Here is a 26,145-nt window from a genome sequence, read left to right as displayed (position 1 = left end):
GGGGAAGGCATAAAAAAACCCGGTTTGTTAAAAAAAACCGGGTCTATTGAGGTTAAACCTATAGGTATATGTTTAGAAGAGGCTTTGCCCGATGATTGATAGTCAGTACACCGGCGGCTTTTAATTGCCCACCGGCCGGTAAAAAAGTCTCAAACCCTAGAGTTATAAACCGACCTTGGTTTCTTGTCCGTAGGCTTGCCATGCCAGGTCTACCAAGCCACTGACCACAGCCACAGCCACTACAGCACTACCTTTGCGCCCTTCGATGCGAATGTGCGGCACTAAAGAGTCATTTAAGCGATCTTTGGCGACATCAACATCGACAAATCCCGACGGGGTGCCAATCACAAGGGCCGGTCGAATTTCCTCAAGTTCGATTAATTCAACTAAAGTTGTTAAGGCAGTTTGCGACTGTCCGACTACAAAAACTGCTTCGGGATAGCGCCGCGCCAGAGTTTCTATTCCCCAAGCGGAGCGACTTTTTTCTTTTTGAGGTCGCACGATTGCTTCGACGCTACAATAAACAGGATTAGCAAAAGTGCTTTGAATCTGAGGGGCGATGCCGACTTGTACCATCGGGACATCAACAACAATGGTGGTGCGAGCAGCGAGGGCGGCGGCACCGGCTTGCAAGGCTTGATCAGAAAAACGAATTAATGATTTGTACTCAAAGTCAGCCGTTGCGTAAATAACGCGGCGGACAATTTCATATTCTGCCGGTGAGAAAGCATGATCGCCAATTTCGCGGTCAATAATTCCCAAACTTTGAGCATCTGTAAGGTGCCATTCCATGATAGCTTTCCGCTTTTGGCTTTTAGCTTTCAGCTTATCAGGTTGTCAGTAGTCATTGGTCAATCATTTTGACTGATTATTGATGATCCTATTTTTTTTAATGCTCCATGACCACTGACCGATGACCCTTAAGTTTCTGAGGCGGAAGATTGGCTAAGAATGGGCGTCAGGTATGCCACCAGAATTCCCAGCACAAACCCGATCACGTTGCGGAAAAGCGGCAACCACTCCGAGGTACGGCTGATCACCGGCCCGATGCCAAAGGCAATAAACAAAATGCCCCACAGCGGCGAAAAAATCAGCGCCCACTGCCATGCAAACAGTTTGCCGTCGCGGGGTTGGGCTGCAACGCCTAAAACCAAACCACCGATGACCGAGGTAACTAATGTGAGAATCCATTGCTCTCGCGGTAGGCCGGGGACAACTTTACAACCACCTTGACGCAAACAACTTGTAATCGATTCTATAGATTGTATAATTGCTTGATCTTCGCCTTCTTCCCGCACAAAGAATTGATTGCCGAAGCGGGTTTGCAGTTCTACCCAAAAGGTACGAGGTAGCAAAGAATAAAGGCCATCGCCGACGTTAAAGTTTAATAAATTACCGCCGCGTGAGTCGGCTACGATTAAGACGCTTTTTTCGTTTAGTCCCCAGTATTTTTTGACGGCGTAGCCAGGGGTGCGGTCATATTGGGTTAAGACTCTTAACTTATAGCCGGTTTGGGCTTCAAAGTCTTCTAAGTTTTTGCTCAAGGCTTTTTCTTGATTCTCTGTCAGAGATTTGGCTAAGTCAATGATGGGAGTTTGATACTCTGGCAGGAGTTCTGGGTTGTCGTAGGCTTGCGCTGCGGGGGCAATGGCCCAAAACGAGATGGCTGCGAACAGCGCGGCAATGGATACCAGGAATCTTTGGGGAAAGGACTGTTTCATTGGTGTTTCTGTTATGGGTTTTGCGGCTGGACTGTTAAGGATCGTTTTAAAGATTAATAAAAAGATAACATTTCTTTACACTTTTTTAAGGGACTAGGGATGAAAAATGGCTTTTTTGTCGTAAATGCTTGCTTCCCAGGGGGTTGGGCCGACTCTCTAGTGTCTCAAATCTTTACAAATCCCCTGGGGGCTGCCAATTTTCGCCAAGCGCTATAACCAATGATCAAAAATCGCTTTAAATATAAAAAAATTCTCACTTATCGTCTCTGCCTTCTCGTAACGATGGTTATTGTAAGTGTGTTGGGGTTGGCAAGTAAGTTTTACAAAGGGCCAGGGTATGATTGGGTTAATGGCTTTGCCGGCGATATTTTTTATGAGACGTTTTGGATCTGTGCTGTTGTGTTTGTCTGGCCTGAACTCTCGCCGGCAAAAGTCTCTGGGGGTGTTTTTTTTGTTACTTGTCTTGTGGAATTTCTCCAATTGTGGAAACCGCCGTTTTTACAGGTTATCCGGGCGACTTTTGCCGGTAAATTGCTGCTGGGGACGACTTTTGTGTGGGCTGATTTTCCCTATTATTTCATCGGCTGTTTTCTCACTTGGCTTTGGCTAAGATATCTTCACAAAAAGCTTTTGTTAGCAAATTTTTCTTAAAAAGTATATATCTCACAATTTTTCGCGGTAGGCGAGAGAAATGCCGGTGAGCAGTTATGGAAGTTAGCCGAGAAAGTCTATCCAGATTATTCAACCGGAAAAGTACATTTTTAAAAAGCTACAGAGCAATGCCTGTAAGGTCTTGGGCGAGTAAGATTTTCATAAATCCGGTTAAACACTCTTGATAACAAGTTTTGGGGACACCGGCAGGCTTGGGCCGTTTTCCCCGTAAACTTTGGTGGTTTTGTGTAGCGTTGATTTCGGTAAGAAAATCAATTTAAGCGCTCAGACTCATTGAGGCGACGGATGTTTAAAATATCGCTCATTTTCTTAATTTGCGAAAAAGTCCGCTCCAATTGATTTAAGTCGCGCACATCAATGCAAAGATTAATCAGAGCCGGAAACCCCGGATAAGTTTTCACCATTGCACTGCGGACATTGATATTGTCATCCTTAAGGCGAGACAAGATATCATTGAGCACACCCACACGATCAAGCGCTTCGATTTGAACATCAATCGGGTAAGTTAGAGGACGTTGCGTTTCCGTAGCTGTATTCCAACTCACCGGCACCAAGCGATCCCCATCCACCGTTTCTAAATTCCGACAACTTTGGCGATGAATAGAAATTCCGCGACTGCTGCGAGTCACAATGCCCATAATGGGTTCACCAGGGATAGGGTGACAACATCCCGCCAAATGATGCAGCAAGCCCTCAACCCCAATAATGGGAGACTTATTAGTGCGAAACGCCGGCACACTTTCCCGTAGAGCTTTTTGGGAAACCGTCGAAGGCGGTAAAACTTCAATATCGGTGGTGATAGGTTGCTTGCCCTTAACACCATCGCGCAAACGATTGACCACCAAATTTAAAGTCACTTCACCATAACCCAAACCGGCCAGCAAATCCTCAACACTTTGATAATTACATCGCTGCGCCACCGCCTGCATAGGTTCCGACTTGCAGAGACTATCAAAACTGCTTTTTCCTAACTCTTTTTCTAGCAACTCACGTCCGCGACAAATATTTTCATCGCGGTGGGATCGCTTGTACCATTGACGAATACGGTTACGCGCACCGGCACAGACAACAAAATTCAACCAATCTAAACTTGGATGACCGTTTTTCTGCGTCAAAATTTCCACAATATCGCCATTTTTCAGCACCGTATCTAACGTTACCATGCGCCCATTAACACGAGCGCCGGTGCAAGTATTTCCTACCTCTGTATGAATGCGATAAGCAAAATCTACCGGCGTTGCACCTTGGGCTAAAGAAAACACATCGCCTTTGGGAGTGAAAACATAAACATCATCCTCAAACAAATTATCTTTAACACTTTCGAGATATTCTTGAGCATCCTTGAGGTCATTTTGCCATTCCAAAAGTTGGCGCAACCAAGTAAATTTTTCATCTTCTGGTTTTACCAGAGTAGGAGTTGATCCCGTTTCCTTATATTTCCAGTGAGCAGCGATCCCGTATTCGGCAACCTGGTGCATAGCCAGAGTGCGAATTTGGACTTCTATAGGGTGGCCGCTGCTACCAATAACGCCGGTGTGCAAAGACTGATAACGGTTTGGTTTTGGCAAGCCAATGTAATCTTTAAACCGGCCTGGGATCGGGCGAAACTCATCATGCACAATAGCTAAAGCACGATAACATTCATCCTTCGTTTCTACCAAAATCCGAATAGCTGAAACATCATAAACTTGATGATATTCTTTTTGCTGACGCTGCATTTTTTGGTAAATTCCATACAAATGCTTGGGCCGGCCACTGAGTTCACTACAATTGATCCCCACCTCCTCAAGGCGGCGTCGCAAAATCTCTGTAACCTCATTTAATCTTGCTTGCCGGTCGGCTCTTTTTTCCGCAACTAATTCTTGAGTGCGACGATATTGTTCTGGTTCAAGATACTTAAAAGATAAATCTTCCAATTCCCATTTAAAACGACCGATCCCCAGCCGGTTTGCCAACGGGGCAAAGATTTCGCGGGTTTCTAGGGCAATACTGCGGCGTTTTTCATCGGCTAAATGTTCGAGGGTTCTCATGTTATGAAGCCGATCAGCCAACTTAACAACAATGACGCGAATATCTTTAGCCATTGCTAAAAACATTCGCCGGAAATTTTCAGCTTGACGCTCAGTTTTGCTAGAAAAAGTAAATTTAGAAAGTTTTGTTACACCTTCGACAAGATGCCGAACTTCCACACCAAAACGTTGCTCAATTTCGTCAGGAGTGACGTCGGTATCTTCCACAACATCATGCAAAAAACCCGCAGCGATCATCGCCGGGCTTCCCCCCAGATCGCGCAATAAGCCAGCAACCGCAATGGGGTGACAGATATAAGGTTCACCCGACTTGCGACATTGCCCTTCGTGTAGCTGGTAGGCAAACTCAAACGCTCGACAGATCAAGGAGTTGTCGGCGAGGGCGACTTCATTGGTAGCTCTGCGTTCTGAGAGCAGACAAGATTGTAACCAGTCGGGCAGGTCTACGTTAAACTGAATTGGACAAGTAGTGACGGCGGTGTTCATAGGATTGGTTCGTGCTTAAAGGCTAAGAATACCTGACGGAATAAGAAAGGGATGTCCAATCTTACGTCATTTATGTAGCCAAGGATACAGACAAATTTTTGAAGGATGGTTATTTCTGCTTGGCTTGCTGGGGTAAAACAAGAGGGTTGCTTTTTGCAAAAGCGATATTGACAACTAGGGGCGGGTTCTTACTAGATTTATGCTTAAGACAAACATCCTTTATGTTGGCTTCGCGTGCCGTAGGCATACCCGCCCCTCCTGGTTTTCGCATAAAGCAATGGCATTGCTCAAGAAATCCTATAAGCTTTATCGAGATTTAAAAATGACTTTCTTACAATATAGACAAATTTATTGAAATTATGCTTAAAGATGTTTACAGCCAGCGCTACCAAGAATTTACGGCTCTCCTGTCGGCTATGAGCCAAAGTGTGGAAACCGAAGACGGTTTGCTGATTAAACAAGCGCTCAAAGCTGTGCAAGAATTCTTTGGCGCGGAAATTTTGGGGTTGCCGGTTGATCAGTTGTCGGAAACTATCGAAGGTAAGGTGCGATCTTACCAAACTGAGATTCACAAGCAATTGCGGTTATTGGCAACGGATGTGATGTTTTTGGCGGTTTCTCGCTCAAAGACGACGGTGGCGGGCAGGTTGGCGACGATGCGTGAGCGGCTAACACTGGTGGAAAGATTTTGTGAAGCGGTTTTGAGTCTCCAAGAATAGGTAAGTGCAGGCAATTCTCACCAGCCTAATTAAAACAAAATTCGGGCCGTGATATGATTGTCAAGATGCTGTGGCGCTCAGCCTCACGTTTGGCTGTTGCCAGCCCTTGTGTCTTGATTGATATTGAGAGAAAACCTGATGTCTGTTTTTCCAATTCCAGAATTTTTAGGTGGTTATTGGCAAAATGCTTTCCACTTAAAACAACATCTTGCAGATTTTGCCGAGCTTGATTATGACGCGATAGATATTAAACTTGCTGCCGGTCAAAAAAATTTAGCAGAAATAGGCCGGCGTGATTTTGATTGGGAAAAAGCTACGGATTTTTATCGAGAAAAAGTAGGAGAGGCTTATTTATTTGAGCTTGGGGCTTGGCATTTAAGCAGCCAAGATTATATTGGTCAAACTTTATTATTAATTGCTGCTCAGGCGCAAGGTCGGGTTTTAGATTTTGGTGGGGGAATTGGCACTCATACCATTGGGGCGGCGCTTTCTCCGCAAGTTGAAAAAGTAATTTATTGTGATATTAATCCGGTGAGTTTGAAGTTTGTCAAGCAGCGAGTTTCTCTTTTGGGTTTGGAGGAGAAAGTTGTTTGTTGTGATGAACTTCCTAGCTCAGAAAGCTTTGATACTATTATCTGTTTTGATGTGGTTGAGCATTTACCAGATCCGAGTCAGCAGTTGTTGGAGTTTCATAAAAAATTGTCGCCTGAAGGCAAAATTATCCTGAATTGGTATTTTTTTAAAGGATTTAATCAGGAGTTCCCTTTTCACCACGATGATCCGCAAATTGTGGAGAGGTTTTTTCGGACACTTCAGCGTAATTTTCTTGAGGTTTTTTCGCCTTATTTTATTACGGCTCGTTGTTATAAAAAGTGGACGGATGCGGAGTAGATAGGAAATTAATTAATTTATTTTTGATGCTTAAATTATGAATCAAGGATTATTTTGTATAGAGAATCTGCGTGTCGGGTATCCTCATCAACGGGGGACTGGGGGAAAATGGGCTGTAGATGGGGTTTCTTTGACGTTGGATGCTGGTGAGCGTTTAGGTTTGGTGGGTGAGTCGGGTTGCGGTAAGTCTACTTTGGGACGGGCGGCGATGCGATTGTTACCACCGGCAACGAAAATTGAGGGAAGAGTTTTGTTTAATGGGGAGCCGGTTTTTGAGTTTTCACCGGCTCAGTTACGCAAGTTTCGCGGCGAGGCGGTGGCGTTGGTTTTTCAAGATCCAATGACGCGCTTAGATCCCTTAATGACGATTGGGGATCATTGTTTGGAAACTCTGCTTTGTCACCAACCGCAATTAAATAAAAAACAAGCCAAAGAAAAGGCGATAGCAACGTTGGAAGCGGTGAGAATTCCGGCGGCGCGTTGGGGGCAATATCCCCATGAGTTTAGTGGGGGAATGCGGCAACGGGTGGCGATAGCTTTGGCGCTTTTGTTGGAACCAAAAATGATTGTGGCGGATGAACCGACTACTAGTTTAGATGTTACGGTTTCGGCGGAAATTTGCCAAGAGTTGACGCGCTTATGTAATGAGCGGAATTTAGGTTTGTTGATGATTTCCCATGATTTGGCAATGATTGGGGAATATTGCGATCAAATTGCGGTGATGTATGGGGGTAAAGTTGTAGAAAGAGGTGCGGCAAAAGAGGTTCTAGCTCACCCCCAGCATGAATACACCCAATCTTTGTTAAAAGCTGCTTTGCATATTCAAGCAATTGATGGTGGCGTTAAAGAATTGCAGGATAATTACGAGGAAGAGACTGGTTTAGAGAAAATTGCCGGTTCTCTGAAAAGAAGCGGTTATCAGAAAAGGGCCGGTCAAGAGTCGCCATTATTAAAGATAGTGGATTTGAAGCAACATTATACTTTAGAAAGTAATCTGATTGAGAGGGTTTTTTCGAGAAAAGAAAACCAAACAATTAAGGCTGTGGATGGGGTAAATTTGGAACTTTACTCAGGGGAAATTTTGGGTTTGGTGGGGGAGTCTGGTTGTGGGAAAAGTACGCTTTCGCGGACGATTTTGCAGTTAATTAAACCGACTTCTGGAAAGGTTGAATTTTTGGGGAAAGATTTAACAATTTTAGATAAAAATGGGGTGCGAAAAATGCGCCGCTTCATGCAGATGGTGTTTCAAGATCCCCATGCTTGTTTAAATCCGATGATGACGGTGGGAGAAAGTATTGCTGATCCGCTGTTGATTCACAAGATCGCATCGCCAGGGGAAGCAAAAAAACAAGTGATGGAAATGTTGGAGCGGGTGGGACTTGCACCAAGCGAGTTTTATGATAGGTATCCGTCGGAATTATCGGGGGGACAACAGCAACGGGTGGCGATAGCGAGGGCGCTGATCACTCGTCCACAATTGCTGATTTGTGATGAGCCGGTGAGTATGCTCGATGCGAGTGTGCAGTCACAGGTTTTGGATTTGATGCAGTCGTTGAAGAGGGAGTTTGACTTAACGTATTTGTTTATTACCCATGACCTCTGGGTGGCGAGGTTTTTGTGTGACCGCATTGCGGTGATGAATGGCGGTCAAATTGTCGAAATTAATGCCACCCGTGAGATTTTTGGCAATCCTCAGCATCCCTATACGCAAAAGTTGCTTCAGGCTGCGCCGTTGCTGGCTCGGACGAGTTGAGTTTCTTCGTCTTCTTCTGCGGCTAGTTTTTCGTGTTCAATGACAAAGACATTGGCTTGAAGGTTGGCGATGATTTGTTTTCCTTGTTGGGTGAGGGATAGGTATTTGAGGGCGTCGCCTATGTAGGGATAAACGCTTTTCCAGAAGAATTTGGGATATTGTTTGCGAAGATCGCCGGGGTTGTGGTAGCCGAGTTGTTGATTGAGGCCAATTTCTTCAAATTCGTAATAAATGGCTCCAATTTTTTTGAGGTAGCGGGGATCGGCTATTTGGCCAATCAGGGAGGCGGCGCGAACTAAGCCGGGGTAGTTTACGTTGTCGCTTTCTTGGGCTTCGGGATGGAGAGGAAAACGGGTGGCTTCGATGTTGCGTTTGATTTGTTCGACGTCGATGATTTTGTGGCCGCCAAAGCGTTCGTCTACGAAGAGTTTGGCGCGATCCACGCGATAGGGGGTGAGGCTGGCGTCGGTGGCGCCTTCGGGGAGGGGGATGATGTTTCCGCCGGTGCCGGTGGCGTAGTAGCCGTTGCGATCACTACGGCAAACACCTTTGATGTAGCCGATGTTATGGCAGAGTAGGGAGATGATGAAGTGCAGCCAATCTTCACAGGAAACGCCGCCTTCTCTGATATGTTTTCCGCGTAGGATTTCTTGGCCTACGAGGGTAACTAAGATTGTTTGTTCGACGTTGCGATAAAGGGCGTCGCTGTTGGCTATGTTTTCGAGGGCCATGTTGCCGGCCCAGGCGATGATGTCTTTGTAGCTTGGGTTATAGCCGCCGTAGGTGCGATGATAGCCTGATTTGAGTTGGTTTACAAAGGAGTCGATCATTAATTCGATGGGGTTGAACATCTGCTGCTCTCCGGTAATATTTTTTTATTGTTCTAGGCTATTATTTGGATTTTTTCTACATCGAGTTTTGTGTAAATTAAGTGTTTTTCTCCGGGGATGGTGGTTAAAAGCTGGGGTTTTATTGTTGGGGTTGTGGACTCCGCCGGAGGTGGGTTTGTTGCTGTTGGGCTGGATGTAGGAAGATGGCAATTTTTTTTGGGCAGGGTTGGGGGTTGTGTACAATTTGTGTACAAATTTAGTGCAATTACCGGGGGAACGCTAGTAAGAGGTAGGCAGGGGGGATCTACGGCTACAATTTGGCCAATAATTTAAGGCTTGGTGTTTCCATACAAATCTAGTCTCATTAAGCGGTGGTTGTCTAGGTTTTTGTGAAAATAGGATGCTCTGGGTATTAAAACCCAAAGCTAGGAAAAGAAAGTTTTTTTGAGGGAATGGCTAGGTTTTAGGTTTTTTGTTGGGTTTTGGTGGTTTGCTGCATGAGCCATTGGAGGATGCTGGGAAAGTGTTGGTAGGCGGTGGCTATGGGTGCGGCGGAACCAACGACGATCTCAGATTTTTTGTGGGTGATGGCTTCCCAGATGGCGTTGGCGACGTCTTGGGGTTTGCTGGCAATGGGGGTTTGCAGGAGTTCGCGCATTTGTTGGTTGCGTTGGTTGGCTTCGGTTTGGTCTTTGCCGCGAAAGATGGCGCGTTGGAGAAAGTCGCTGTTGGTGGCGCTGGGGTGGACGGCGCAGATGTGGATGTTTTGGGGGGCTAGTTCGAGGCGGAGGGTTTCGGTGAGGCCGGTGATGGCGTATTTGCTTGTGCAGTAGGCGCTCATGTAGGGGAGGGGGATTTTTCCGCCGAAGGAGCCGACGTTGACGATGGTGCCTTGTTGGCGTTGGATGAAGTGGGGGATGAGGGTGTGGATGGTGTGGATGTATCCCCAGAGGTTTGTGTCGATGATGTTGTGCCAGTCTTCGAGGGTGGTGTTTTGGATGGGGCCGGTCATGCAGATGCCGGCGTTGTTGATGAGGATGTCTATGTGGGGGAAGGTTTCTAGGGCTTTTTGGAGCAGGTTTTGGACTTGTTGGGGATCGCGGGTGTCTGTGGGGATGGGGAGCACTTTTTGGCCGGTGTTTTGGATGCTTTGGGCAAGTTGGTTGAGGGTTTCGGGGGTTCGGGAGGCGAGGATGAGGTTGTAGCCTTTGCTGGCGAGGAGGAGGGCGGTGGCTTGGCCGATGCCTTGGGAGGCGCCGGTGATTAGGGCGGTGGGTGTCATAGTTTTTTGTGGGATAAGATTGTACGATTATTGTTTAGTTTGTCTAATTTTTTGTAGTTTAGCGGTCTATCTGGGGCTGGATTTTTTTTTGATGTTGATGGGAGATTGGGTGTGAGTGAGTTGAATATTAGGGATGCAATTGAGAGTGATTTGCCGGCGATTGTTGCGATTTATAATGCGGCTATTCCGGGGCGAATGGCTACGGGTGATTTAGCGGCTGTTGATGTGGAAAATCGTTTGTTTTGGTTTCATCAGCATACTGCGGATCGTTATCCGGTTTGGGTGGCAGAAATTGATGGTTGGGTTGTGGGTTGGTTAAGTTTTCAGCCTTTTTATGGCAGGGCGGCTTATTCTAGGACGGCGGAGTTAAGTGTTTATATTGCGCCGGATCATCAGGGTTGTGGGGTTGGCCGGCAGCTTTTGGGTTTGGCTGTTGAGCGCTGTTCGAGTTTGGGGTTTAAGACTTTGTTGGCTTTTATTTTTGGCCATAATGAGCCGAGTTTACGGTTGTTTAAGGGGTTTAATTTTGAGGAGTGGGGTTTGTTTCCAAGGGTGGCTGAGTTGGATGGGGTTGAGCGAGATTTGGTGATTTTTGGAAGGAGGGTTGATGAGGATGAGGATAGGTTGGATGTTGAGGTTTAAGGTTGTTTGAATATTTATAAATGGGGTTGGTGTTTTTTTGTTGGTGGGGATTTTCAGGAAAGCCGGTGCTTTTGTTGAGTTAAGTAAGTCAACTTAATTAAACTCTGGGTGTAATGTAGGTTGGGTAGAGGAACGAAACCCAACAGAGGCTTTGATGGGTTTCGCTTACGCTCTACCCATCCTACAAATAATTAAGTGCTTCTACTTATCACCGGCCTGTTTTAGGCTACCGCTGATGTTCATAAGGGGTTGCCGGTGGATAAATTTTTCTTAATTGTTTGTCCTTGGTACGCTAAAAAGCCGGTCTTTTTTAAGAAACCGGCTTTTTATAATTTATTTGTGGAGTTCATTCAACTCACAATAGCTACAGCTTTTGATAAAGGACAAAACTCTGAGGCTTGATCGTCACTTCTTGAGCTTCCATTAATAGGTTGGGCATTGTGTAACCAGGGCCCATCCATTTCTGCTCAGCCGAATCCAAAATTTTATTCCAATTTCCGCCGCTAATATTGGCTTTAAAAGTAACATCTTTGTCGTTGAAATTCATTGCAACAAAAATGTGACTTTCTTGGTGCCAGCGATGGAGTAAGACAAGTTTTTCGTCATCAACGGCTGAGGCTTCTAGGGTTTCTTTGCTGAGGTTTTTGAGGGCGGGAAGGCTGCGGCGCAACTGAATTAAATATTTGTAAAGTTCCAGTAGCACTTGGTGTTGGCCTTCGTTGCGGAGTTCCCATTTTAAGGTAGATTTCTCTACGGTGCTAAAACTGACGGGATCGGAATATTCTTGATCACTATCTATTTCGCTATGGAAATCAGCAAATTCTTCTTTCCTTCCCTGCCGCACGGCTTCAACTAAATCGGGATCAGAATGGCTGACAAAGTATAGAAAGGGGGAAGTTTCGCCGTATTCTTCGCCCATAAATAGGAGGGGAACGTAAGGGGAAAGGAGAAGACCACCGGCAGCAAGTTTTAAGGCTTCAAAGTTTACCAAATGTGACAATCTTTCGCCTAACATTCGATTGCCTACTTGGTCGTGATTTTGGGTGCACACAACAAATTGTTGGGCTGGCTGCTGGCTGGCATCGTTGCCGCGATATCGTTTGCGCGTAGCCGAGTAGTGCCAAGAATAAACGAAGCTTTCTTTATAGGCTTTTGCGAGTTGTTCGCAACTACTATAATCTTGGTAATAACCGCGTTGTTCGCCGGTTAATAAGGTGTGCAAAACGTGGTGGAAATCGTCATTCCATTGCGCGTCTATGCCAAAGCCTCCAAATTGTTTTTCTCGAATTACTCGGACATCGTTTAAGTCGCTTTCGGCAATGAGATAAAGCTTGCGGCCTATGGTTTCTGAAAGTTGGGCTACTTCGTCTGCCATTTCTTGGAGAATGTGTTTTGCTCCAAGGTCATAAATGGCATGAATTGCATCTAATCTTAAGCCGTCTATTTTATAGTTTTGCAACCAATAGAGGGCGTTTTCGATGAAGTAATTTCTCACGCCGTAGCTTTGTACATCATCGAAGTTTATGGCGCTTCCCCAAGGGGTTTTGTAGGCTTCGGTGAAGTAGGGGCCGTATTGACTGATATAGTTTCCTTCGGGGCCGAAGTGATTATAAACTACATCAAGAATAACAGAGATACCTTGTTTGTGAGCGGCATCTATGAAGTTTTTAAAACTGTCGGGCCCCCCGTAGGAATTTTGGACGGCAAAGGGATAGGCGCCATCATATCCCCAGTTATGATCTCCCGGAAATTGGGCGACCGGCATAATTTCTATGGTATTTACGCCAAAGTCTCGCAAGTCTTGAAGCCGGGGTATTATTGCCTCAAATGTGCGTTCTTTTGTAAAGGTTCCGACGTGCAGTTCATAGATGATCATGTCTTCTAATGGAATGCCAGACCACTGCACATCAGTCCATTTAAAGCTGTTGTGATCGATGACTTGGGAGGGCCCATGTACGCCTTCCGGTTGGTAGTGGGAGGCTGGATCTGGATAGTCAGAATCGGCTATTTTGTAAAAATAAAGTGTGCCGGGAAGAACGTCTTCTGCCACTACTTTAAAATAGCCTTGTTCGCCTTTTTCCATTGGGATAATGCGATTGTTTGGCGAAACAATTTGAAGGGATACTTTTTCGTGGGCGGGTGCCCAAACAGTAAATTCACAAGTTCCGTTACCTAAGTAACTTGCACCGATTTTCACCAGGATTTCTCCTCTATTATATATGTTGAGAACTTAGAGGTTTGCTATTAACAATTTTTAGGAGAGGTTAAGTTTTGCCTTCCTGTTTGTGAATGTTATCAGTTGGGATTTTTAAAAAAATCTTTCTCAGGAAAGATCAAATCTATTCCCCCAGAGATGATCTTGTTTTTGGTAAGAGAGGGGAAAGAGCCAGAGAATCTCTGGTTTTTGGTAGAAATGGCAAAATAGTATCTAATTAAACAGACAGTTTTATTGTAAAATATTAGGATTTTTTCTTTAAATCTTGAGCTTGCTTTATGTGTTATTGCTGAGGTAATGGTCAAGATGAGCTACTACTTAGCTGGGAATTTGAATGATTTTTAGGGATGATTGTTAAGATTGTCTGCCGGTACTTTCGCAGACTGAGCAATATTGAGCAAGCGATTGTCAGCAGTGAGGAAATTTATTGAATTTGAGTGCGTTTGATTGATGAGATTTTGCCAAGCAATTGCTGATGCTAATTGCCCGGCATCGTAGGCGCGGAAAATGCTATTTTTTAAAATTGCAATTATTTTTAATGACCTATTAGTTATCTCCAATATTTGCTAAAAGCATTTTAAGGTTCTTTGATAATCTGGGCAAACTTTGATAAAAAAGGTTGAAGGAGAGAAAAAATCAAAATCCCAGCACAACAGTTCGCGGCAAAGTTTCGACGGCTTGAGGAAATTGTTTCTTAAGTTCTGGCACAACAAGACAAGGATTTTGCTGCTGCATATTCTGCGGTTTATTCCAAGTAAAGGGCGCTTTTTGTTCGGCAGAAATCCACAATAAACGCTTACCTCTTGTCATCGCCACATAAAGCAAACGAAACTCTTCGGCGGTTTTTAAATAACCGGCTTTTTCCCATGCTTCGCGGATATCGGGGATCGTTTCGCCGTGCAAGGCAGAGCGAATTTGGGCTCTGGCAACTTCGGCTAAAGTAAACTCTCCTAAAAAGTTAGCTGCGGGTAAAACTCGCAAACTCCCCGGAATAGTTTGGGCGTGCAAAAAGGGCAGAAAAACATAATCCCAATCTAAGCCTTTTGCTTTGTGCATGGTGATAATGGTTAATTGTCCTTTTTTGGTGTAAAGAGATTCCATATTTTCGGTTTCCACCGGCTCAAATTTTTCGGCGCTGACAATTTCACTCAAGGCCATAATTGTAGAGGTGAGGGATTTTTCACCGGCTGTTTGTTGAGCAATTCTTTCGGCTAATTTATCAGCGGTGGCTAATTCAGATTGATTGTATTTCAGCGATAATGCCAAAAAGGGAATTAAGTTATAAATCGGTAATTCCATCCGCGAACGCAACAAACTACAACACAACCAGCGAGCTTTAATCACCGATTTTTTTTGGGGCGTTTCCAAGGGGCCCGGATAAAGAAATTCCTCTGGCATACTAGCGAGTGCATCGAGGTCTTGGCTGTCAATTAATTTGCGATTTACTAACACTCGCAAAGCAGCTTTTAAAAAATCTGGGGAGTGGGGTCTTTCTAAAAATTGCAATAGTGCTAACATTTCCAGCGGCACATGAGAGCGCCTTTCTTCTTGGCTCACTTCATAGACTCGCAACTTTTCTTGATAGGAGCGTTTTATCTCAGATGCCAACCATTCACCTTGCTTATTTTCTCTTACTAATACTGCTGCCGAACAATCGGGATCTTTCTCACATAAATCTATGGTTCGCTCGGCAATTAATTGAACAGTATCATAAATATCTCTGGGGGTATGTATTTCTAAACCGAGGTTTTCTGGCTCAGGATTTGCTTGGGGATCACCTAAAGGAACCGGCTTAATTGTTTGAAATTGAAAAGGCTTTTCGGTGCCGGCTAATTTAGAACGGTTGACCCAATCTAAAACAAAGTTTGCGGCCTTAATAATAATCGGGGCACTGCGTCCGGCTTGATCCATTTCTACGAGGCGTTTTTGTTCAGATAACTCCGCACAAAATTGGCGAAAATAAATCGGATCGGCGGGGGTAAAGGTAGAATTAATGGCCTGATTTGGATCGCCAACTCTTACCAAATTTTTGGCGGAAAAATTATCGGGAGATGCCGGCTGGGTTGCTAAGATTTCTAAAAGTTTTGTTTGCAGGGGAGATGAGTCTTGGGCTTCATCTTCAAAAACGGCAAAAATTTGATTTTGTAAGGAGCGACAAGCGCTTTCATTTTCTAAAACTCGCAGCGCTGCTAAAATCATATCATCGTAGTCTATTAAGTCGCGTAGTTGCAGTAAGTCTTGATAATTTTTATACAAATCGGCAGCAATTGCTAAAATGTCATATTCATTGGGGGTTTGTCGGCTTAGTTTTTCTAAATCTTCGGGTAATTGCCCAGAGGATTTGGCTTCTTTAATAACGGTAGTGGCTAAGTTTGGTAAAACTTCGGTGCGGAGAACTGATTGGCGGCGCAATCTTTCGGTTTCTTCGCCGTCAAATTGATTGCCTTGTAATAGTCTTTGATACCGGCCTGGATTTGCAGAAATCCACTGTTCTACACAGGCACGAATGATGCGGTTATTTTGCGTGGGAGTGATCAGGGTGGCGGTGTCTAAATTTAAGCCTGATAATTCTGGGTAGCGGCTGGCAATATTGAGAGCTAAACCGTGCAATGTTTGCACCATAAAACCAGCTTTTGGTAATCCTAATTCTTTTAAATTTTTCCCTATTTTATCTTTGATATTGGCGGCGGCGGCGCGGGTAAAGGTGACGACAATAAGCTGCCGGCGTGCGTGCAATTGTTCGCGGGCAATGGTGATGGCGGCGGCGGCAGCCATTCCGGTTGATTTCCCGGCACCAGGAACGGCAGAAACCGCCAGCGGCCCGCCTTGCCAGTTTGCCATTTGTTGCTGTCCAGAACGTAATCCTGCGCGGATCTTGTCGATGCTTTCTTCGCGGGAGAGTTGAGAAGTTAAGGGAGTTTCTGAAATGTGGGTCATGGGTTGCTATTTAAGTTAATTTTTTTTAGGCAAAGGCCGGTTTTTATGGGGTTTAGGGTGTCGGCAATCTTAGTTTTTTAGCAGATATTATTTTGAGTGTATATCGCAAGGGTGCCACAGAAAAGAGTTTGCGTGCCGGTGGCTGTTTCAATTTTTGTATCCGAAAACGCTTGTTGCTGATGGGAAGGTTAGCTTAGAGCAAGACTTAGGCACGGCAAGCTCAGAAACCGGGGCTCTCTCGTTTTACTTTTGAAACCTGGTTTTTTTGCGTTGTTACAGCAAGACAAAATCGTTTAATTTTGAGAGGAAAAAGCAGCTATGGATACCAAAAAGGTTAAGAATTCGGCACATTTTGTTTTAAAAAATCGGCTTTTGTGGTTGAGTTTGCTGGGGTTGTTGTCTACCGGCGCTTTGACGAGTTGTGGTAGCGGCATAGAAAAGCCAATGCAAACAAATATGCCTGGTGCGCCGGCCGGTGGTACTGCACAGCAAGCGGCTGAAAATATGGCGGCGGTACCTCAAGCAGATACGGCAGTTGGGGCAACAGAAACACCGCGCACTTTGCCGCAATTAATTAAAAAAGGCTCGTTAAATGTGGTGGTAAATTCGATTGATAAAAGTTTAAAAGAAGTTTCCAGTTTGGTTGCCAAACAACAAGGGGATTTGATGGGATTGCAAGACAATAAACCCAAAGATCCGAGCGTTCGCCGCAAAGCTACCATCCAAATTCGAGTGCCGCAAAACAAGCTGGAAACAACTCTTGATCAACTGGCAAAACTGGGAAATGTTCAAAACAAAAGTATCACGGCAGAAGATGTTTCTCAGCAACTTGTCGATATTGATGCGCGAGTGCGAAATTTGCGAAAGTCAGAAGAAATGACGTTAAAGATTATGGATCGCTCAGGTTCTGTTGGGGATATTTTAAAAGTTTCGCAACAGTTAAATACTATTCGTAGTGATATTGAACGGCTGGATGCCCAGCAAAAAACGCTTCGCAATCAAGTGGCTTTTTCTAGTATTGCGCTGACGCTTGAGGCTGCTGTTTCTGCTACTCCAGAAAGTCAACCTTCTGTGGGGATTAGAATGCAAGAAACGTGGGGGAAAGCAACTCATTCTGTGGGGGAATTTACTCAAGCTTTGCTGGCTTTGATGCTTTGGTTGTTGGCGTTTAGCCCGTATTTTGTGTTGGCTGGGGCGGTGTTTTATGGGGTGAAAAAGTGGAAAAAAAATAAGTCTTTGCCACCGGCAAGCCGTCCTGATGCGGGATACGATCCTTAGTCAACCAGGAGGCCGGTTTCTAGCGAGAGAATTTGTTTCTAAATAAGCATTATTGCCGAGAACGGTTAATAGCAACCGACCGGCATTTTTTTTTAAAGATTCTGTAAAAAGTTGCCCTCAAACTATGAAGACTGAGTAAATTCTCGGAGATTTTTGTCTAACTTTACACAAACTTTAAAGTTTTGCGTATTATTACTGCTAATCAACTTAGACATTAGAGGAAAGAAGTTAAGAAAGTGGCCAAAAAAAGCTGAGTCTGGTAGACAGGCTTGGCAAAACTTCTTTCACCGGCAGCCACACCTTCACGCAATTTTCATAAAGTGCCGTGTTTGGTAAAAAGTTGATGGTGGCTGTTTTTCAAAAAGCAACAATGGATTTAAAAAGGAGGGTAATATGTCAGGTATAACTTTACAGAAATTAGCGCTAACTGTGGTGGCGACTAGCTTAAGTTTAGCTGCAATAAAAACTGAAATTGCTGCTGCTTCAACCATTACTTATGATTTTTTAGTTGAGACGGAAAGGGGTGATTATAAAGGTTACTTTAGTTATGATGATACGGCTCCTTCTCCTGCCGGTGTGCAGCCTTATTATGAGATAACAGACTTTAGTTTTGACTTTATTGATACAAATTATCAAAATTTGTATGCGCCCAGAACATACACCCAATCTGATTTGCGAACCGATGGGCGTACATGGCCGCGTTCTTTGCCTTTAACAATTACAAATGGAGAAGTAATTATTGATCCAGAAAATACAGGGATATATTCAATTCCCAGGGGAGGAACTTTAGAGAGGTTTAGTTTTTCCACGTTTAATTCTTTTGATTTTGATGGTCGGGGTGAGGCAAACGGTTGGTGGACATTGGGAAATTCCGGCTTTTATTACATGAACGGGTGGGATAGAACCACCGGCCCCAATCCCAATTCAGGAGGTGACGGAATCGTCAGTTATTGGTTGCGTACCTCTGCATCTGTGCCTGAACCTAGCACAATTTTAGGTTTAAGTTTGGTGGGATTGGGTTGGCTTTTTAGCAAAAAGAAAACTGCGCCAACAAACGACTAATTGAATTTTATCCACTCTTGATCTGGCTTTGTAATCGGCATAGACTTTTTGCCTGCTTCCATGCTTGAATAACAGCATGGAAAATTTTAAGCATTATCTCGCCTTCGCTGGGGCAATTTTTCTCGGCGCAGTCCTGCGCTTTGCGTTTTTAGATTACAAAGCCATCTGGCTAGATGAAGCAATTACGGCTTTATTTAGTCTGGGACGCAGCTATCAAGATATCCCTTTGAATAGCCTTTTTTCTCTGCATCAATTGCAGGAAATTTTTACGTTAAACCCAGAATCAAGCTGCGGCCAAATTGCGGATAATTTGGCTAGGCAATCAACGCACCCACCGCTGTTTTTTTGCCTGATTCATTATTGGCTAAGTTTGGTGGGGAAAAATATCTCACCGGCCTCCTCTTTTTGGTTAGGCGAGTTGCGAGCTTTACCTGCTTTTTTTGGGGTGCTTTTAATTCCGGTTGTTTATTGTTTGAGTCGCGTTGCTTTCTCGCCAAAAGCCGGTTTGGTGGCGGCGTTTTTTACGGCTGTTTCTCCTTTTGGGGTGTATCTTTCCCAAGAAGCGCGTCATTATACGCTGCCGATGTTGTTAATTTCTGTTTCGCTTTTATGCTTCATTTGTATTCAAAACGACTTATTTAAGGAGCGTCCGGTGCGCCTTTGGTTGGCTGCAATTTGGGCACTTGTTAATACGGTGGGTTTTTATGTACATTACTTTTTTATTCTTGCTTTTTTTGCCCAGATATGGATACTTTATAAAACTTGCAAAAAGTTAAAAATTTTTCCCGATACCCAATCACTAATTACTAATCCTCTCTTGTATTTTTGCCTTTTACCTCTCGTTCTTTTTCTGCCTTGGGTGCCGGTGTTGCTGGTTCATTTTGGCCGTCCAGATAGTGGCTGGATACCCACACCGCAAAATATCGAGCCTTTTTATCAAACTTTGGCCGGTTGGTTGGTGATGGCGATTGTGTTGCCGGTGGAAAGACAGCCGGTTTGGGTGATAATTCCTTGTACGTTACTAATGATTTTTTATGCTATTTGGTTAGGCAAAAATATCTTTTTCTCGCTCAACAAACTTGGGGAAAATTCCCAAAAGCACCGCGCTGCCCAAACTTTAATAAGCTTCATTTTTTGGGTATTGCTCAGCTTTTTTTTCATTGTTTATCTGCTGCAAAAAGATATCACTGTTGCACCTCGCTATAACTTTGTTTATTATCCGGCAATCTGTGCTCTTTTAGGGGGTTGCTTATCTTTGGCCGGTCTCCAAACAAAAAAACAAAATTCCCAAAAAATCACCTTAATAGTTATTGTAGTCGGCATAATCAGCAGTTATTTTGTCATTGCCGATCTCGCGTTCAAAAAATCCTTTTATCCCTGCGAACTTGCTGAAGATATTATTCACTTAGAACCGGCCACCCCCAAAGTCATAGCAATGGCTTATAAAGACTATCAAGACGTAGCGCTGGGGTTGAGTTTTGGGTTAGAAATTCACCGGCATTGGCGGGATAAAACACCCGAAATTTTCTTTGCTTTTTTGCCGCGAAAACCTCTCGATAATCAAAGTTTACCTGCCCATGCCTACCAAATATTTTGGCAAAGCTTAACGGAAATCAAAAAACTGCCGGCCTTTCCCCTAAATTTGTGGGTAATTGTTCCGCAATTAGAACCAAAAGACTATCCCCAAACGCTCTTACTTTCTGATTTTCAACCGCAACAAAATTGCCTAATTGACCGTAATCATTATTATAATGTAGGAGTGCCCTATCAGTTATATCGGTGTAAATCGGAGGTTGGGTTTTTTACACCCAACCTAAACGGCTAGTTACTCATCAATTTGCCAGGGTTCATTGCTATAAGTTTCATCGAAAATATTTTTGGGACGCATGATCAAAACTACTTTTCCAAGAATATTAACTTCCGGCATTTCGGGGAACCATTGCAACTGCAAATTACCCCCAACTTCAAAGACAAAATAACTCAACTCATCCCATTCTTTTTGATGGCGATCAACAACAATTAAAACATCTTCTGTTTTTCCAGAAAGCGGCATAGGCAACTCTTTGCTATTACCAACAACCACCACCGGATCTTTGGCATTGCAAATAACTTGCCAGCCTGGTATCGCCACCCAATTTTGATTGCCGGTGGAATTAATCATTTGAAATGGGCCGGTTTCTTGGACTCGCGGCACAGCTTGCAAAGCCTCAGCAGCGAGGGGTAAACTGCCACAAACCGGCAAAACGCGAGGTAATTCTTCGGAAGACTCAAAACGATAAACCGGCATCACAGGAATAGGTTGCTGCGCTACCACTGTAAAGTCTGTTAATAACTTTTCAATTTGCTTTCTAGCCGACTCAGAATTGGCAAATTTTAAACCTTCAGCAATCAACCGCGATCTTTCTTGAAAATCTGATTTTTGTCGCGCAAATTTCCAGCATTGATAAGCCAGTGCATCCCCTGGATTATTGCTAAAACCTTGAGGCAATTCACGCATTCGAGAAAAGTCTTTCATTGCCTTGGCAATTTCTTTTGCAGCATCAACATCGAGTTGTTTTTCTACAATAAATGCAGCCGCCGTTGCTCGTTCTGTTTGCGTCAAAATTCGCAACTCATATAAAATATCACTGCCTTTTTGCTGAAAATGAGATTGCACAGGTTCAGAAATTCCCGCCGCCAGCATAGAATTATAAACTTGTGCTCCCACAATCACCTGATTTTGGTGTACCGGCTCAAAACCAGTTTCTTCAAAAATTTCTTGCGGTTTATACCCCGCTTTTTGCAAAGTTTGGCAAGCTTGTCCCCATTCCACCCAATTGCCTTGTTTCCGCCGCAAAGCAAACAGTAACTCTTGAGATGAAGTTTCTGGTAAGGGTGTATTTTCTGGTGTATCCGTCATCGTTTTTTTTCTCTACTTTTACGCTCAAATTTAACTTATCAAAAAGCCGGTACCCAATGCAATCAGATAAAAAAATCCTCCTATTCGTCTTGCCGGCCTTGACTTCCTACACAAAAACGGTATTGTTTTACTACAACCGTACTTAACAACAAACCACAACTGTGCAGCCCATTGATATTTTAATACTTTCTAACGGCCCTGGAGAAATTACAACTTGGGTGAGGCCGGTGGTAAAACAACTTCGCCAAAAATTAGGGCAAAATAGCTCAGAAATTCGCATTTCTGTAGTCTTATCTCCGTGTCCCCACGCGACAGGCAAAGAAGCAGAAATTGCCCGCTCCTATCCAGAAATAAATCGCGTCCAAGAACCGCAATATTTCACGCAATTTTTACTCTGGGGAAAAACGGCAGAAAATTGGGATTGGCGGCAAAAAGGCGTGGTAATTTTCCTCGGAGGCGATCAAATTTTCCCTGTAATTATTGGCAAAAGATTAAATTATCGCACCGTTGTTTATGCAGAATGGGATGCAAGATGGTATAGCCAAATAAACTACTTTGCAGCTATGCAGCCCCAAATTATTGAAAAAGCCCCCAAACAATACGCCTCTAAATTTACAGTTGTCGGCGATTTAATGGCAGAATCTAGTAACTTTAGTCTTCGAGAAACCGATAAATCAGCTATTGAACTGATCGGACTCTTGCCCGGCTCAAAACCTGCTAAATTAGCACAAGGTGTGCCGCTAAGTTTATCGATAGCTGAAGAAATTTATCAAGCCAAACCTAAGACAAAATTTGTGATTCCTGTTGCGCCAACCTTGGAATTAAACACCCTGGCAAAATTTGCTGATCCTAACCAAAATCCTCTCATCAATAAATTAAAATGGGGTTCAGCAAAATTAATCAAAGAACCAACTCCTAAATTAATAACATCCAGCGGCCTAGAAATTGAACTTTACACCAAATCACCCGCCTACGATTTGCTGGCAAAATGCAGCCTTTGCCTCACCACAGTAGGTGCAAACACGGCAGAATTAGGCTCCCTTGGCGTCCCCATGATTGTATTATTACCAACCCAACAATTAGACGCCATGCGAGCTTGGGATGGGTTACCAGGAATCTTAGCAAATTTACCCGGAATTGGGGCCGGTTTTGCAAAACTTATAAACGCCATTGTATTGCGGGAAAAACGCTTATTTGCCTGGCCGAATATTTGGGCAAAACAAGAAATTATCCCCGAATTAGTCGGCAACTTAGAACCGGCAACCGTCGCGCAAATTGCCCTTGATTATCTCAACCATCCAGAAAAACTAACAACCATGCGTGAACGCCTGCGTCAAGTGCGCGGCAAACCAGGCGCAGCAGAAAAATTAGCAGAAATAGTTTACCAAGAAATTCAAAATGGTTAGCGTTAAAAATTTCTTGGTTTAAAACGTCCCTTCCAGTGCTATGATTATTTCCCATCAACCTAAAAAAATCATTACCAACCGTCTCCCTTAAAACTTCTCCAATTCAGCCAATGTCTAAAAACAATTCGATTCAAATGTCTCAAGTAACCCGCTATCAAAATGCGGCCCTTAATTATTACATGAGGCTCACCAATTCTCCCTACCTTCATTATGGCTATTGGAACCCCTTACCTAGTGAGCCTCAAGACTTAACTGTACCCCAGTTTAGAAAGGCTCAACAAGCCTATGCAGACAAACTTTTTAGTTTCATTCCCCCCCAAATAAAGACAGTGCTTGATGTTGGATGTGGCATCGGAGGAAATGCCGCTTACCTGTTAGCGCAGGGTTTTAAAGTTGAAGGACTTGCCCCCGATTCTTTTCAGGAGGAAAAATTTTTAGAAAACACCAATCACCAAGCTAAATTTTACCTGACAAAATTTGAAGATTTCCAGACAAATCATACTTACGACTTGATTCTTTTGAGTGAAAGTAGCCAATATATGGCAGCCGATGATATTGCCCGATGTGCCGCTAATTTGCTCGATAGCGGCGGCTATTTATTGCTTGCCGATATGATGCGTTCTAATCCCGAATACAAAGAAGGAATTTTTTCTAATTGTCATGTCGTTGCCGAGCTTCATAAAGCCTTGATGCAGGCCGGTTTCACCTTAGTAAAAGCCGAAGATATTTCCACAGAAATTGCCCCCTCACTTGACTTATATATTGAGAGCTTTCAGACTTGGGGATTAAGCACAATTAAATATATTGCCGATCTGGTATCCATTGCAGTTCCACCGATTTATCTGCTTTTTCGCTGGATATATAAGCGTTGGATTAAAAAACTCATTGTCGAAGGATTAGAAGCAAAAAATATTTTTGAAAAACATCTTTGCTATCAAATTCAGCTTTGGCAATTGGTAGAAAAGAAATGAATAAACTAGCGGTTACTTTTTAACTGCGTTGCTAGATAATTTGCTGATTTGACTAACAAAAGAGGCAAGCTAAACTTCAAGAACTCCCTGAAAAAAGTTGCAGGACAAACCTTTTTATCACAAATGTTTATCCTCAACTTTAAGTAAGCGGTTAAAGCCAAGGGCAATCGTCCTCTGCATAATTTCTGGAAAAGCGAAGCGAGGGGAGCTATGATTAAATTCATTGATGTAGTCAATAACGGATTTATTTTCACCCAAATTAGCCTTGCCATTGCGGCATTTTTAATAGAAATAAATTTTGTTCGTAATGACCGGCATTCTTTAAAAGAAGTTAAGGCAACTATTACAACTTTAACTAATTATCTACAACGATACAATCAGTCGCCTGAAAATGCCGGCGGACTAAACCGGCAAGAAACAGGAGATCGCAGCCTACGGTGGATGATTAAACATTTGGCCGGAGTAGCCACTCAAGATAGTTTTGAGCCAAAAATTGAAGTTAATAATTTTGTTTTATATCAATATCCAAATGCCTTGAATAACGTTCCCCGTTCCCCCATGACGTTTGCACCCACATTGCTCACCGCATTAGGGGTTTTAGGAACATTTGCCGGCATCTTTTTAGGACTTCAAGAAATCCAAATTTCTGCCATTAGTGACCCCCAACAGCTATTAACATCCAGCACCCAATTACTCGAAGGAATGAAACTTGCCTTCCTTACCTCGTTGCTGGGGTTAGGTAGTTCAAGTTTATTTATGATCTTGTTAGCTTGGGGAGAAAGACAGCGCAGACAATATCGAGAAAAACTCCGAAATCAACTCAACCAAATTGCCTTTTTAGAAAACCCGCAGCGGATTTTTTCGCGGTTTAGTTCCGACTCTAATCAAGAAGCAGCAGCAGCCATAATTAAAGCCGCCCAAACCATGAAAACCGGCTTTAGTGAAATTATCGCCTCCCAAACAACAATTAATCCCGAAATCATTGGTCAACAAGTCGGAATGGCATTATTGCCGGTGTTTCAAGAAATTCGGCAAGAACTAAGTTTACTGAGAGAAATAAAAGCCGATCAAGGACAAGAATTATTAACTCATGTAATTACAGAACTGCGGGCCGGTGCCATCGATCCAATCTTATTACGACTTGATGAAACCGCCCAATTAACACAACAAGCATCCGAAGCAGTCCGCGAATTAAAAAACGAATTAGGCGGCATTTCTTCAAGTTTAGCAGCATCCATTCTCACGATCCAAAACTTCCAGCAAGACACCTTGGGAAAACTTCAAGAATTTGCCGGTAGCCTTCAACAAATTCTCAGTCAATTTCAAACCGAAACACACGGAGTATTGCAAGAAATGGCCGGTGAAATTCAGGCCGGTGTCAGCGAAAGCCTCGAAGGAATGAAAGCCCAAAGAAGCGCCTTTAAAGAAAATGCCGAAGAAGCCGCCGCCACCTTCCGAGGTATCCGCGAAGACTTGCAAAGTGCCCTGCAAACTCAATCAGAACTAGAACAAACAAGACTGCAAAACGTACAAGAAAGAATGGTCAACATATTAAAAGCAGCCCACAGCGCTTTTCAAAACCAATCTACCACCATTCAAACCGTCGGACAAGAAGCATCAAAACTCATGCTAGATGCCAGAGAAAACCTTATTTTCAGCCTGCAAAACGTAGACGGAATGATCCAAAATACCCGCCTCACAGTTCAACAAGAATTAGAACATTTTCGCCTCAGCTATCAAGACTCCCTCACTCAATTTTTTAACGAACAAAACAACCTCCTCGAATCAACATTAGGCCAACAAAGAAGCGGTTTAGCCGAAGTAGTCACCGACTTACAAAACGTCTTTCAAGAAGAAGCCCAAAAACGCCGGCTTTTAGCAGAACAAATCAATCAAAGCATGGCAGAAATTCAAAAAACCACCGAAAACGTCTGCAACATGGCAAACCAACTTGGCTTAACCTCCAGCGAAAGATTAGAACAACTGCAAAAACTAACCCACACCATCGGAGACGAAGCCAAACAAGTAGAAAACGCCTACAACAATTTAGTTACAGAATTGCAGCAAGCTTTGCAAAGCAACCAACAACAAACCCGCGAAATAGAAAGCGTTTATCAAAACTTTGTTGGTCAATTTAACCAAGCCTTAGAACTTGGAAACCAACAATTAATCAACTACTTAGACCAAACAAACCACTCCCAAACCCAATTTTTTGAACAAGCCGATCAATCAATGGCCCAAGTATGCGAAGGCTTACAAGAAACCTCTGCCGGTTTAATGCAAGTCGCCCAATACTTAGTAGCCGCCGCCGATAACATAGGAACCAAAACCATAAAATCAACCTAAATAAA

Annotated in this window: 19 protein-coding genes; 11 read left to right on the top strand and 8 right to left on the bottom strand. The window is 43.7% G+C overall.

Annotated elements, in window-relative coordinates; translation table 11 throughout:
* Positions 1-162: 162 nt before the first annotated feature.
* Both NG798_RS03975 and NG798_RS03970 read right to left on the bottom strand, forming a co-directional pair.
* On the bottom strand, positions 163-792 hold the full coding sequence (locus NG798_RS03975; protein ID WP_261220481.1) for a precorrin-8X methylmutase: 630 nt from the start codon (positions 790-792) through the stop codon (positions 163-165).
* 128 nt (positions 793-920) lie between these two features.
* Positions 921-1,721 (bottom strand): TPM domain-containing protein, encoded by an 801-nt coding sequence (locus NG798_RS03970; protein WP_261220480.1) that lies wholly within the window; start codon positions 1,719-1,721, stop codon positions 921-923.
* Positions 1,722-1,940: 219 nt separating this feature from the next.
* Between NG798_RS03970 and NG798_RS03965 the strand changes: the two genes are divergently transcribed.
* Complete coding sequence (locus NG798_RS03965) at positions 1,941-2,372, top strand: DUF2809 domain-containing protein (protein ID WP_261220479.1); 432 nt, start codon at positions 1,941-1,943, stop codon at positions 2,370-2,372.
* A gap of 272 nt (positions 2,373-2,644) precedes the next feature.
* Here the strand turns inward: NG798_RS03965 and NG798_RS03960 are convergent, their stop codons facing one another.
* Positions 2,645-4,909 (bottom strand): bifunctional (p)ppGpp synthetase/guanosine-3',5'-bis(diphosphate) 3'-pyrophosphohydrolase, encoded by a 2,265-nt coding sequence (locus NG798_RS03960; protein WP_261220478.1) that lies wholly within the window; start codon positions 4,907-4,909, stop codon positions 2,645-2,647.
* A 359-nt stretch (positions 4,910-5,268) separates the two neighbouring features.
* On the opposite strand from NG798_RS03960, the gene patD reads away from it, so the two are divergent.
* The 3 genes from patD to NG798_RS03945 all read left to right on the top strand — a co-directional run bounded on the left by patD (position 5,269) and on the right by NG798_RS03945 (position 8,272).
* A complete protein-coding gene (gene patD, locus NG798_RS03955) occupies positions 5,269-5,628 on the top strand; it encodes a heterocyst frequency control protein PatD (RefSeq protein WP_261220477.1) in 360 nt (119 codons plus the stop codon).
* A 138-nt stretch (positions 5,629-5,766) separates the two neighbouring features.
* Positions 5,767-6,519: a bifunctional 2-polyprenyl-6-hydroxyphenol methylase/3-demethylubiquinol 3-O-methyltransferase UbiG gene (locus NG798_RS03950; protein WP_261220476.1), complete on the top strand. Its 753-nt coding sequence runs from the start codon at positions 5,767-5,769 to the stop codon at positions 6,517-6,519.
* Positions 6,520-6,556: 37 nt separating this feature from the next.
* Positions 6,557-8,272, top strand: a complete 1,716-nt coding sequence (locus tag NG798_RS03945; protein WP_261220475.1) for an ABC transporter ATP-binding protein — start codon at positions 6,557-6,559, stop codon at positions 8,270-8,272.
* Here the strand turns inward: NG798_RS03945 and NG798_RS03940 are convergent.
* Both NG798_RS03940 and NG798_RS03935 read right to left on the bottom strand, forming a co-directional pair.
* The gene (locus tag NG798_RS03940) at positions 8,239-9,123 is read right to left on the bottom strand and encodes an Npun_R2479 family HD domain-containing metalloprotein (protein ID WP_261220474.1); all 885 of its coding nucleotides are present in this window, start codon (positions 9,121-9,123) and stop codon (positions 8,239-8,241) included. The two genes, NG798_RS03945 and NG798_RS03940, sit on opposite strands and share 34 nt — an antisense overlap.
* Before the next feature lie 442 nt (positions 9,124-9,565).
* Positions 9,566-10,384, bottom strand: a complete 819-nt coding sequence (locus NG798_RS03935; RefSeq protein ID WP_261220473.1) for an SDR family oxidoreductase — start codon at positions 10,382-10,384, stop codon at positions 9,566-9,568.
* Between the two features lie 111 nt (positions 10,385-10,495).
* Between NG798_RS03935 and NG798_RS03930 the strand changes: the two genes are divergently transcribed.
* Positions 10,496-11,026, top strand: coding sequence for an N-acetyltransferase family protein (locus NG798_RS03930; RefSeq protein WP_317619552.1), 531 nt, complete (start codon positions 10,496-10,498; stop codon positions 11,024-11,026).
* Between the two features lie 364 nt (positions 11,027-11,390).
* Here the strand turns inward: NG798_RS03930 and treZ are convergent, their stop codons facing one another.
* Together treZ and NG798_RS03920 are read right to left on the bottom strand one after the other, a co-directional pair.
* Positions 11,391-13,223: a malto-oligosyltrehalose trehalohydrolase gene (gene treZ, locus NG798_RS03925; protein ID WP_261220472.1), complete on the bottom strand. Its 1,833-nt coding sequence runs from the start codon at positions 13,221-13,223 to the stop codon at positions 11,391-11,393.
* A 654-nt stretch (positions 13,224-13,877) separates the two neighbouring features.
* Positions 13,878-16,178 carry an ATP-dependent helicase gene (locus NG798_RS03920; RefSeq protein ID WP_261220471.1) on the bottom strand — a complete coding sequence of 767 codons (2,301 nt, stop codon included), beginning with the start codon at positions 16,176-16,178 and terminating at the stop codon, positions 13,878-13,880.
* Positions 16,179-16,496: 318 nt separating this feature from the next.
* Here NG798_RS03920 and NG798_RS03915 point away from each other — a divergent pair, with 318 nt between their 5' ends.
* The 3 genes from NG798_RS03915 to NG798_RS03905 all read left to right on the top strand — a co-directional run bounded on the left by NG798_RS03915 (position 16,497) and on the right by NG798_RS03905 (position 20,343).
* The gene (locus NG798_RS03915; RefSeq protein WP_261220470.1) at positions 16,497-17,456 is read left to right on the top strand and encodes a DUF4349 domain-containing protein; all 960 of its coding nucleotides are present in this window, start codon (positions 16,497-16,499) and stop codon (positions 17,454-17,456) included.
* A 393-nt stretch (positions 17,457-17,849) separates the two neighbouring features.
* Entirely contained in the window at positions 17,850-18,518 is a 669-nt protein-coding gene (locus NG798_RS03910; protein WP_261220469.1) for a PEP-CTERM sorting domain-containing protein, read from the top strand.
* A 76-nt stretch (positions 18,519-18,594) separates the two neighbouring features.
* Entirely contained in the window at positions 18,595-20,343 is a 1,749-nt protein-coding gene (locus NG798_RS03905) for a glycosyltransferase family 39 protein (protein ID WP_261220468.1), read from the top strand.
* Here NG798_RS03905 and NG798_RS03900 read toward each other — a convergent pair whose 3' ends face one another.
* Entirely contained in the window at positions 20,344-21,417 is a 1,074-nt protein-coding gene (locus NG798_RS03900; protein ID WP_261220467.1) for a RuBisCO accumulation factor 1, read from the bottom strand.
* Between the two features lie 161 nt (positions 21,418-21,578).
* On the opposite strand from NG798_RS03900, the gene NG798_RS03895 reads away from it, so the two are divergent.
* The 3 genes from NG798_RS03895 to NG798_RS03885 all read left to right on the top strand — a co-directional run bounded on the left by NG798_RS03895 (position 21,579) and on the right by NG798_RS03885 (position 26,140).
* Positions 21,579-22,823, top strand: a complete 1,245-nt coding sequence (locus tag NG798_RS03895; protein ID WP_261220466.1) for a lipid-A-disaccharide synthase — start codon at positions 21,579-21,581, stop codon at positions 22,821-22,823.
* A 134-nt stretch (positions 22,824-22,957) separates the two neighbouring features.
* The gene (locus tag NG798_RS03890; RefSeq protein ID WP_261220465.1) at positions 22,958-23,794 is read left to right on the top strand and encodes a bifunctional 2-polyprenyl-6-hydroxyphenol methylase/3-demethylubiquinol 3-O-methyltransferase UbiG; all 837 of its coding nucleotides are present in this window, start codon (positions 22,958-22,960) and stop codon (positions 23,792-23,794) included.
* 210 nt (positions 23,795-24,004) lie between these two features.
* Positions 24,005-26,140: a hypothetical protein gene (locus NG798_RS03885; protein ID WP_261220464.1), complete on the top strand. Its 2,136-nt coding sequence runs from the start codon at positions 24,005-24,007 to the stop codon at positions 26,138-26,140.
* The last annotated feature ends 5 nt before the right edge of the window (positions 26,141-26,145 follow it).

Origin of the sequence: Ancylothrix sp. D3o (assembly GCF_025370775.1) — a bacterium.
Taxonomy (GTDB): domain Bacteria; phylum Cyanobacteriota; class Cyanobacteriia; order Cyanobacteriales; family Oscillatoriaceae; genus Ancylothrix.
The sequence above is the reverse complement of the archived record's forward strand: the minus strand, read 5'-3'. Positions and strand labels throughout refer to the sequence as shown.

Excerpts from the sequence above, each read along its gene's own strand:
- NG798_RS03975 (WP_261220481.1), bottom strand. The coding sequence starts at position 792 with ATGGAATGGCACCTTACAGATGCTCAAAGTTTGGGAATTATTGACCGC.
- NG798_RS03970 (WP_261220480.1), bottom strand. The coding sequence starts at position 1,721 with ATGAAACAGTCCTTTCCCCAAAGATTCCTGGTATCCATTGCCGCGCTG.
- NG798_RS03965 (WP_261220479.1), top strand. The coding sequence starts at position 1,941 with ATGATCAAAAATCGCTTTAAATATAAAAAAATTCTCACTTATCGTCTC.
- NG798_RS03960 (WP_261220478.1), bottom strand. The coding sequence starts at position 4,909 with ATGAACACCGCCGTCACTACTTGTCCAATTCAGTTTAACGTAGACCTG.
- patD (WP_261220477.1), top strand. The coding sequence starts at position 5,269 with ATGCTTAAAGATGTTTACAGCCAGCGCTACCAAGAATTTACGGCTCTC.
- NG798_RS03950 (WP_261220476.1), top strand. The coding sequence starts at position 5,767 with ATGTCTGTTTTTCCAATTCCAGAATTTTTAGGTGGTTATTGGCAAAAT.
- NG798_RS03945 (WP_261220475.1), top strand. The coding sequence starts at position 6,557 with ATGAATCAAGGATTATTTTGTATAGAGAATCTGCGTGTCGGGTATCCT.
- NG798_RS03940 (WP_261220474.1), bottom strand. The coding sequence starts at position 9,123 with ATGTTCAACCCCATCGAATTAATGATCGACTCCTTTGTAAACCAACTC.
- NG798_RS03935 (WP_261220473.1), bottom strand. The coding sequence starts at position 10,384 with ATGACACCCACCGCCCTAATCACCGGCGCCTCCCAAGGCATCGGCCAA.
- NG798_RS03920 (WP_261220471.1), bottom strand. The coding sequence starts at position 16,178 with ATGACCCACATTTCAGAAACTCCCTTAACTTCTCAACTCTCCCGCGAA.
- NG798_RS03915 (WP_261220470.1), top strand. The coding sequence starts at position 16,497 with ATGGATACCAAAAAGGTTAAGAATTCGGCACATTTTGTTTTAAAAAAT.
- NG798_RS03910 (WP_261220469.1), top strand. The coding sequence starts at position 17,850 with ATGTCAGGTATAACTTTACAGAAATTAGCGCTAACTGTGGTGGCGACT.
- NG798_RS03905 (WP_261220468.1), top strand. The coding sequence starts at position 18,595 with ATGGAAAATTTTAAGCATTATCTCGCCTTCGCTGGGGCAATTTTTCTC.
- NG798_RS03900 (WP_261220467.1), bottom strand. The coding sequence starts at position 21,417 with ATGACGGATACACCAGAAAATACACCCTTACCAGAAACTTCATCTCAA.
- NG798_RS03890 (WP_261220465.1), top strand. The coding sequence starts at position 22,958 with ATGTCTCAAGTAACCCGCTATCAAAATGCGGCCCTTAATTATTACATG.
- NG798_RS03885 (WP_261220464.1), top strand. The coding sequence starts at position 24,005 with ATGATTAAATTCATTGATGTAGTCAATAACGGATTTATTTTCACCCAA.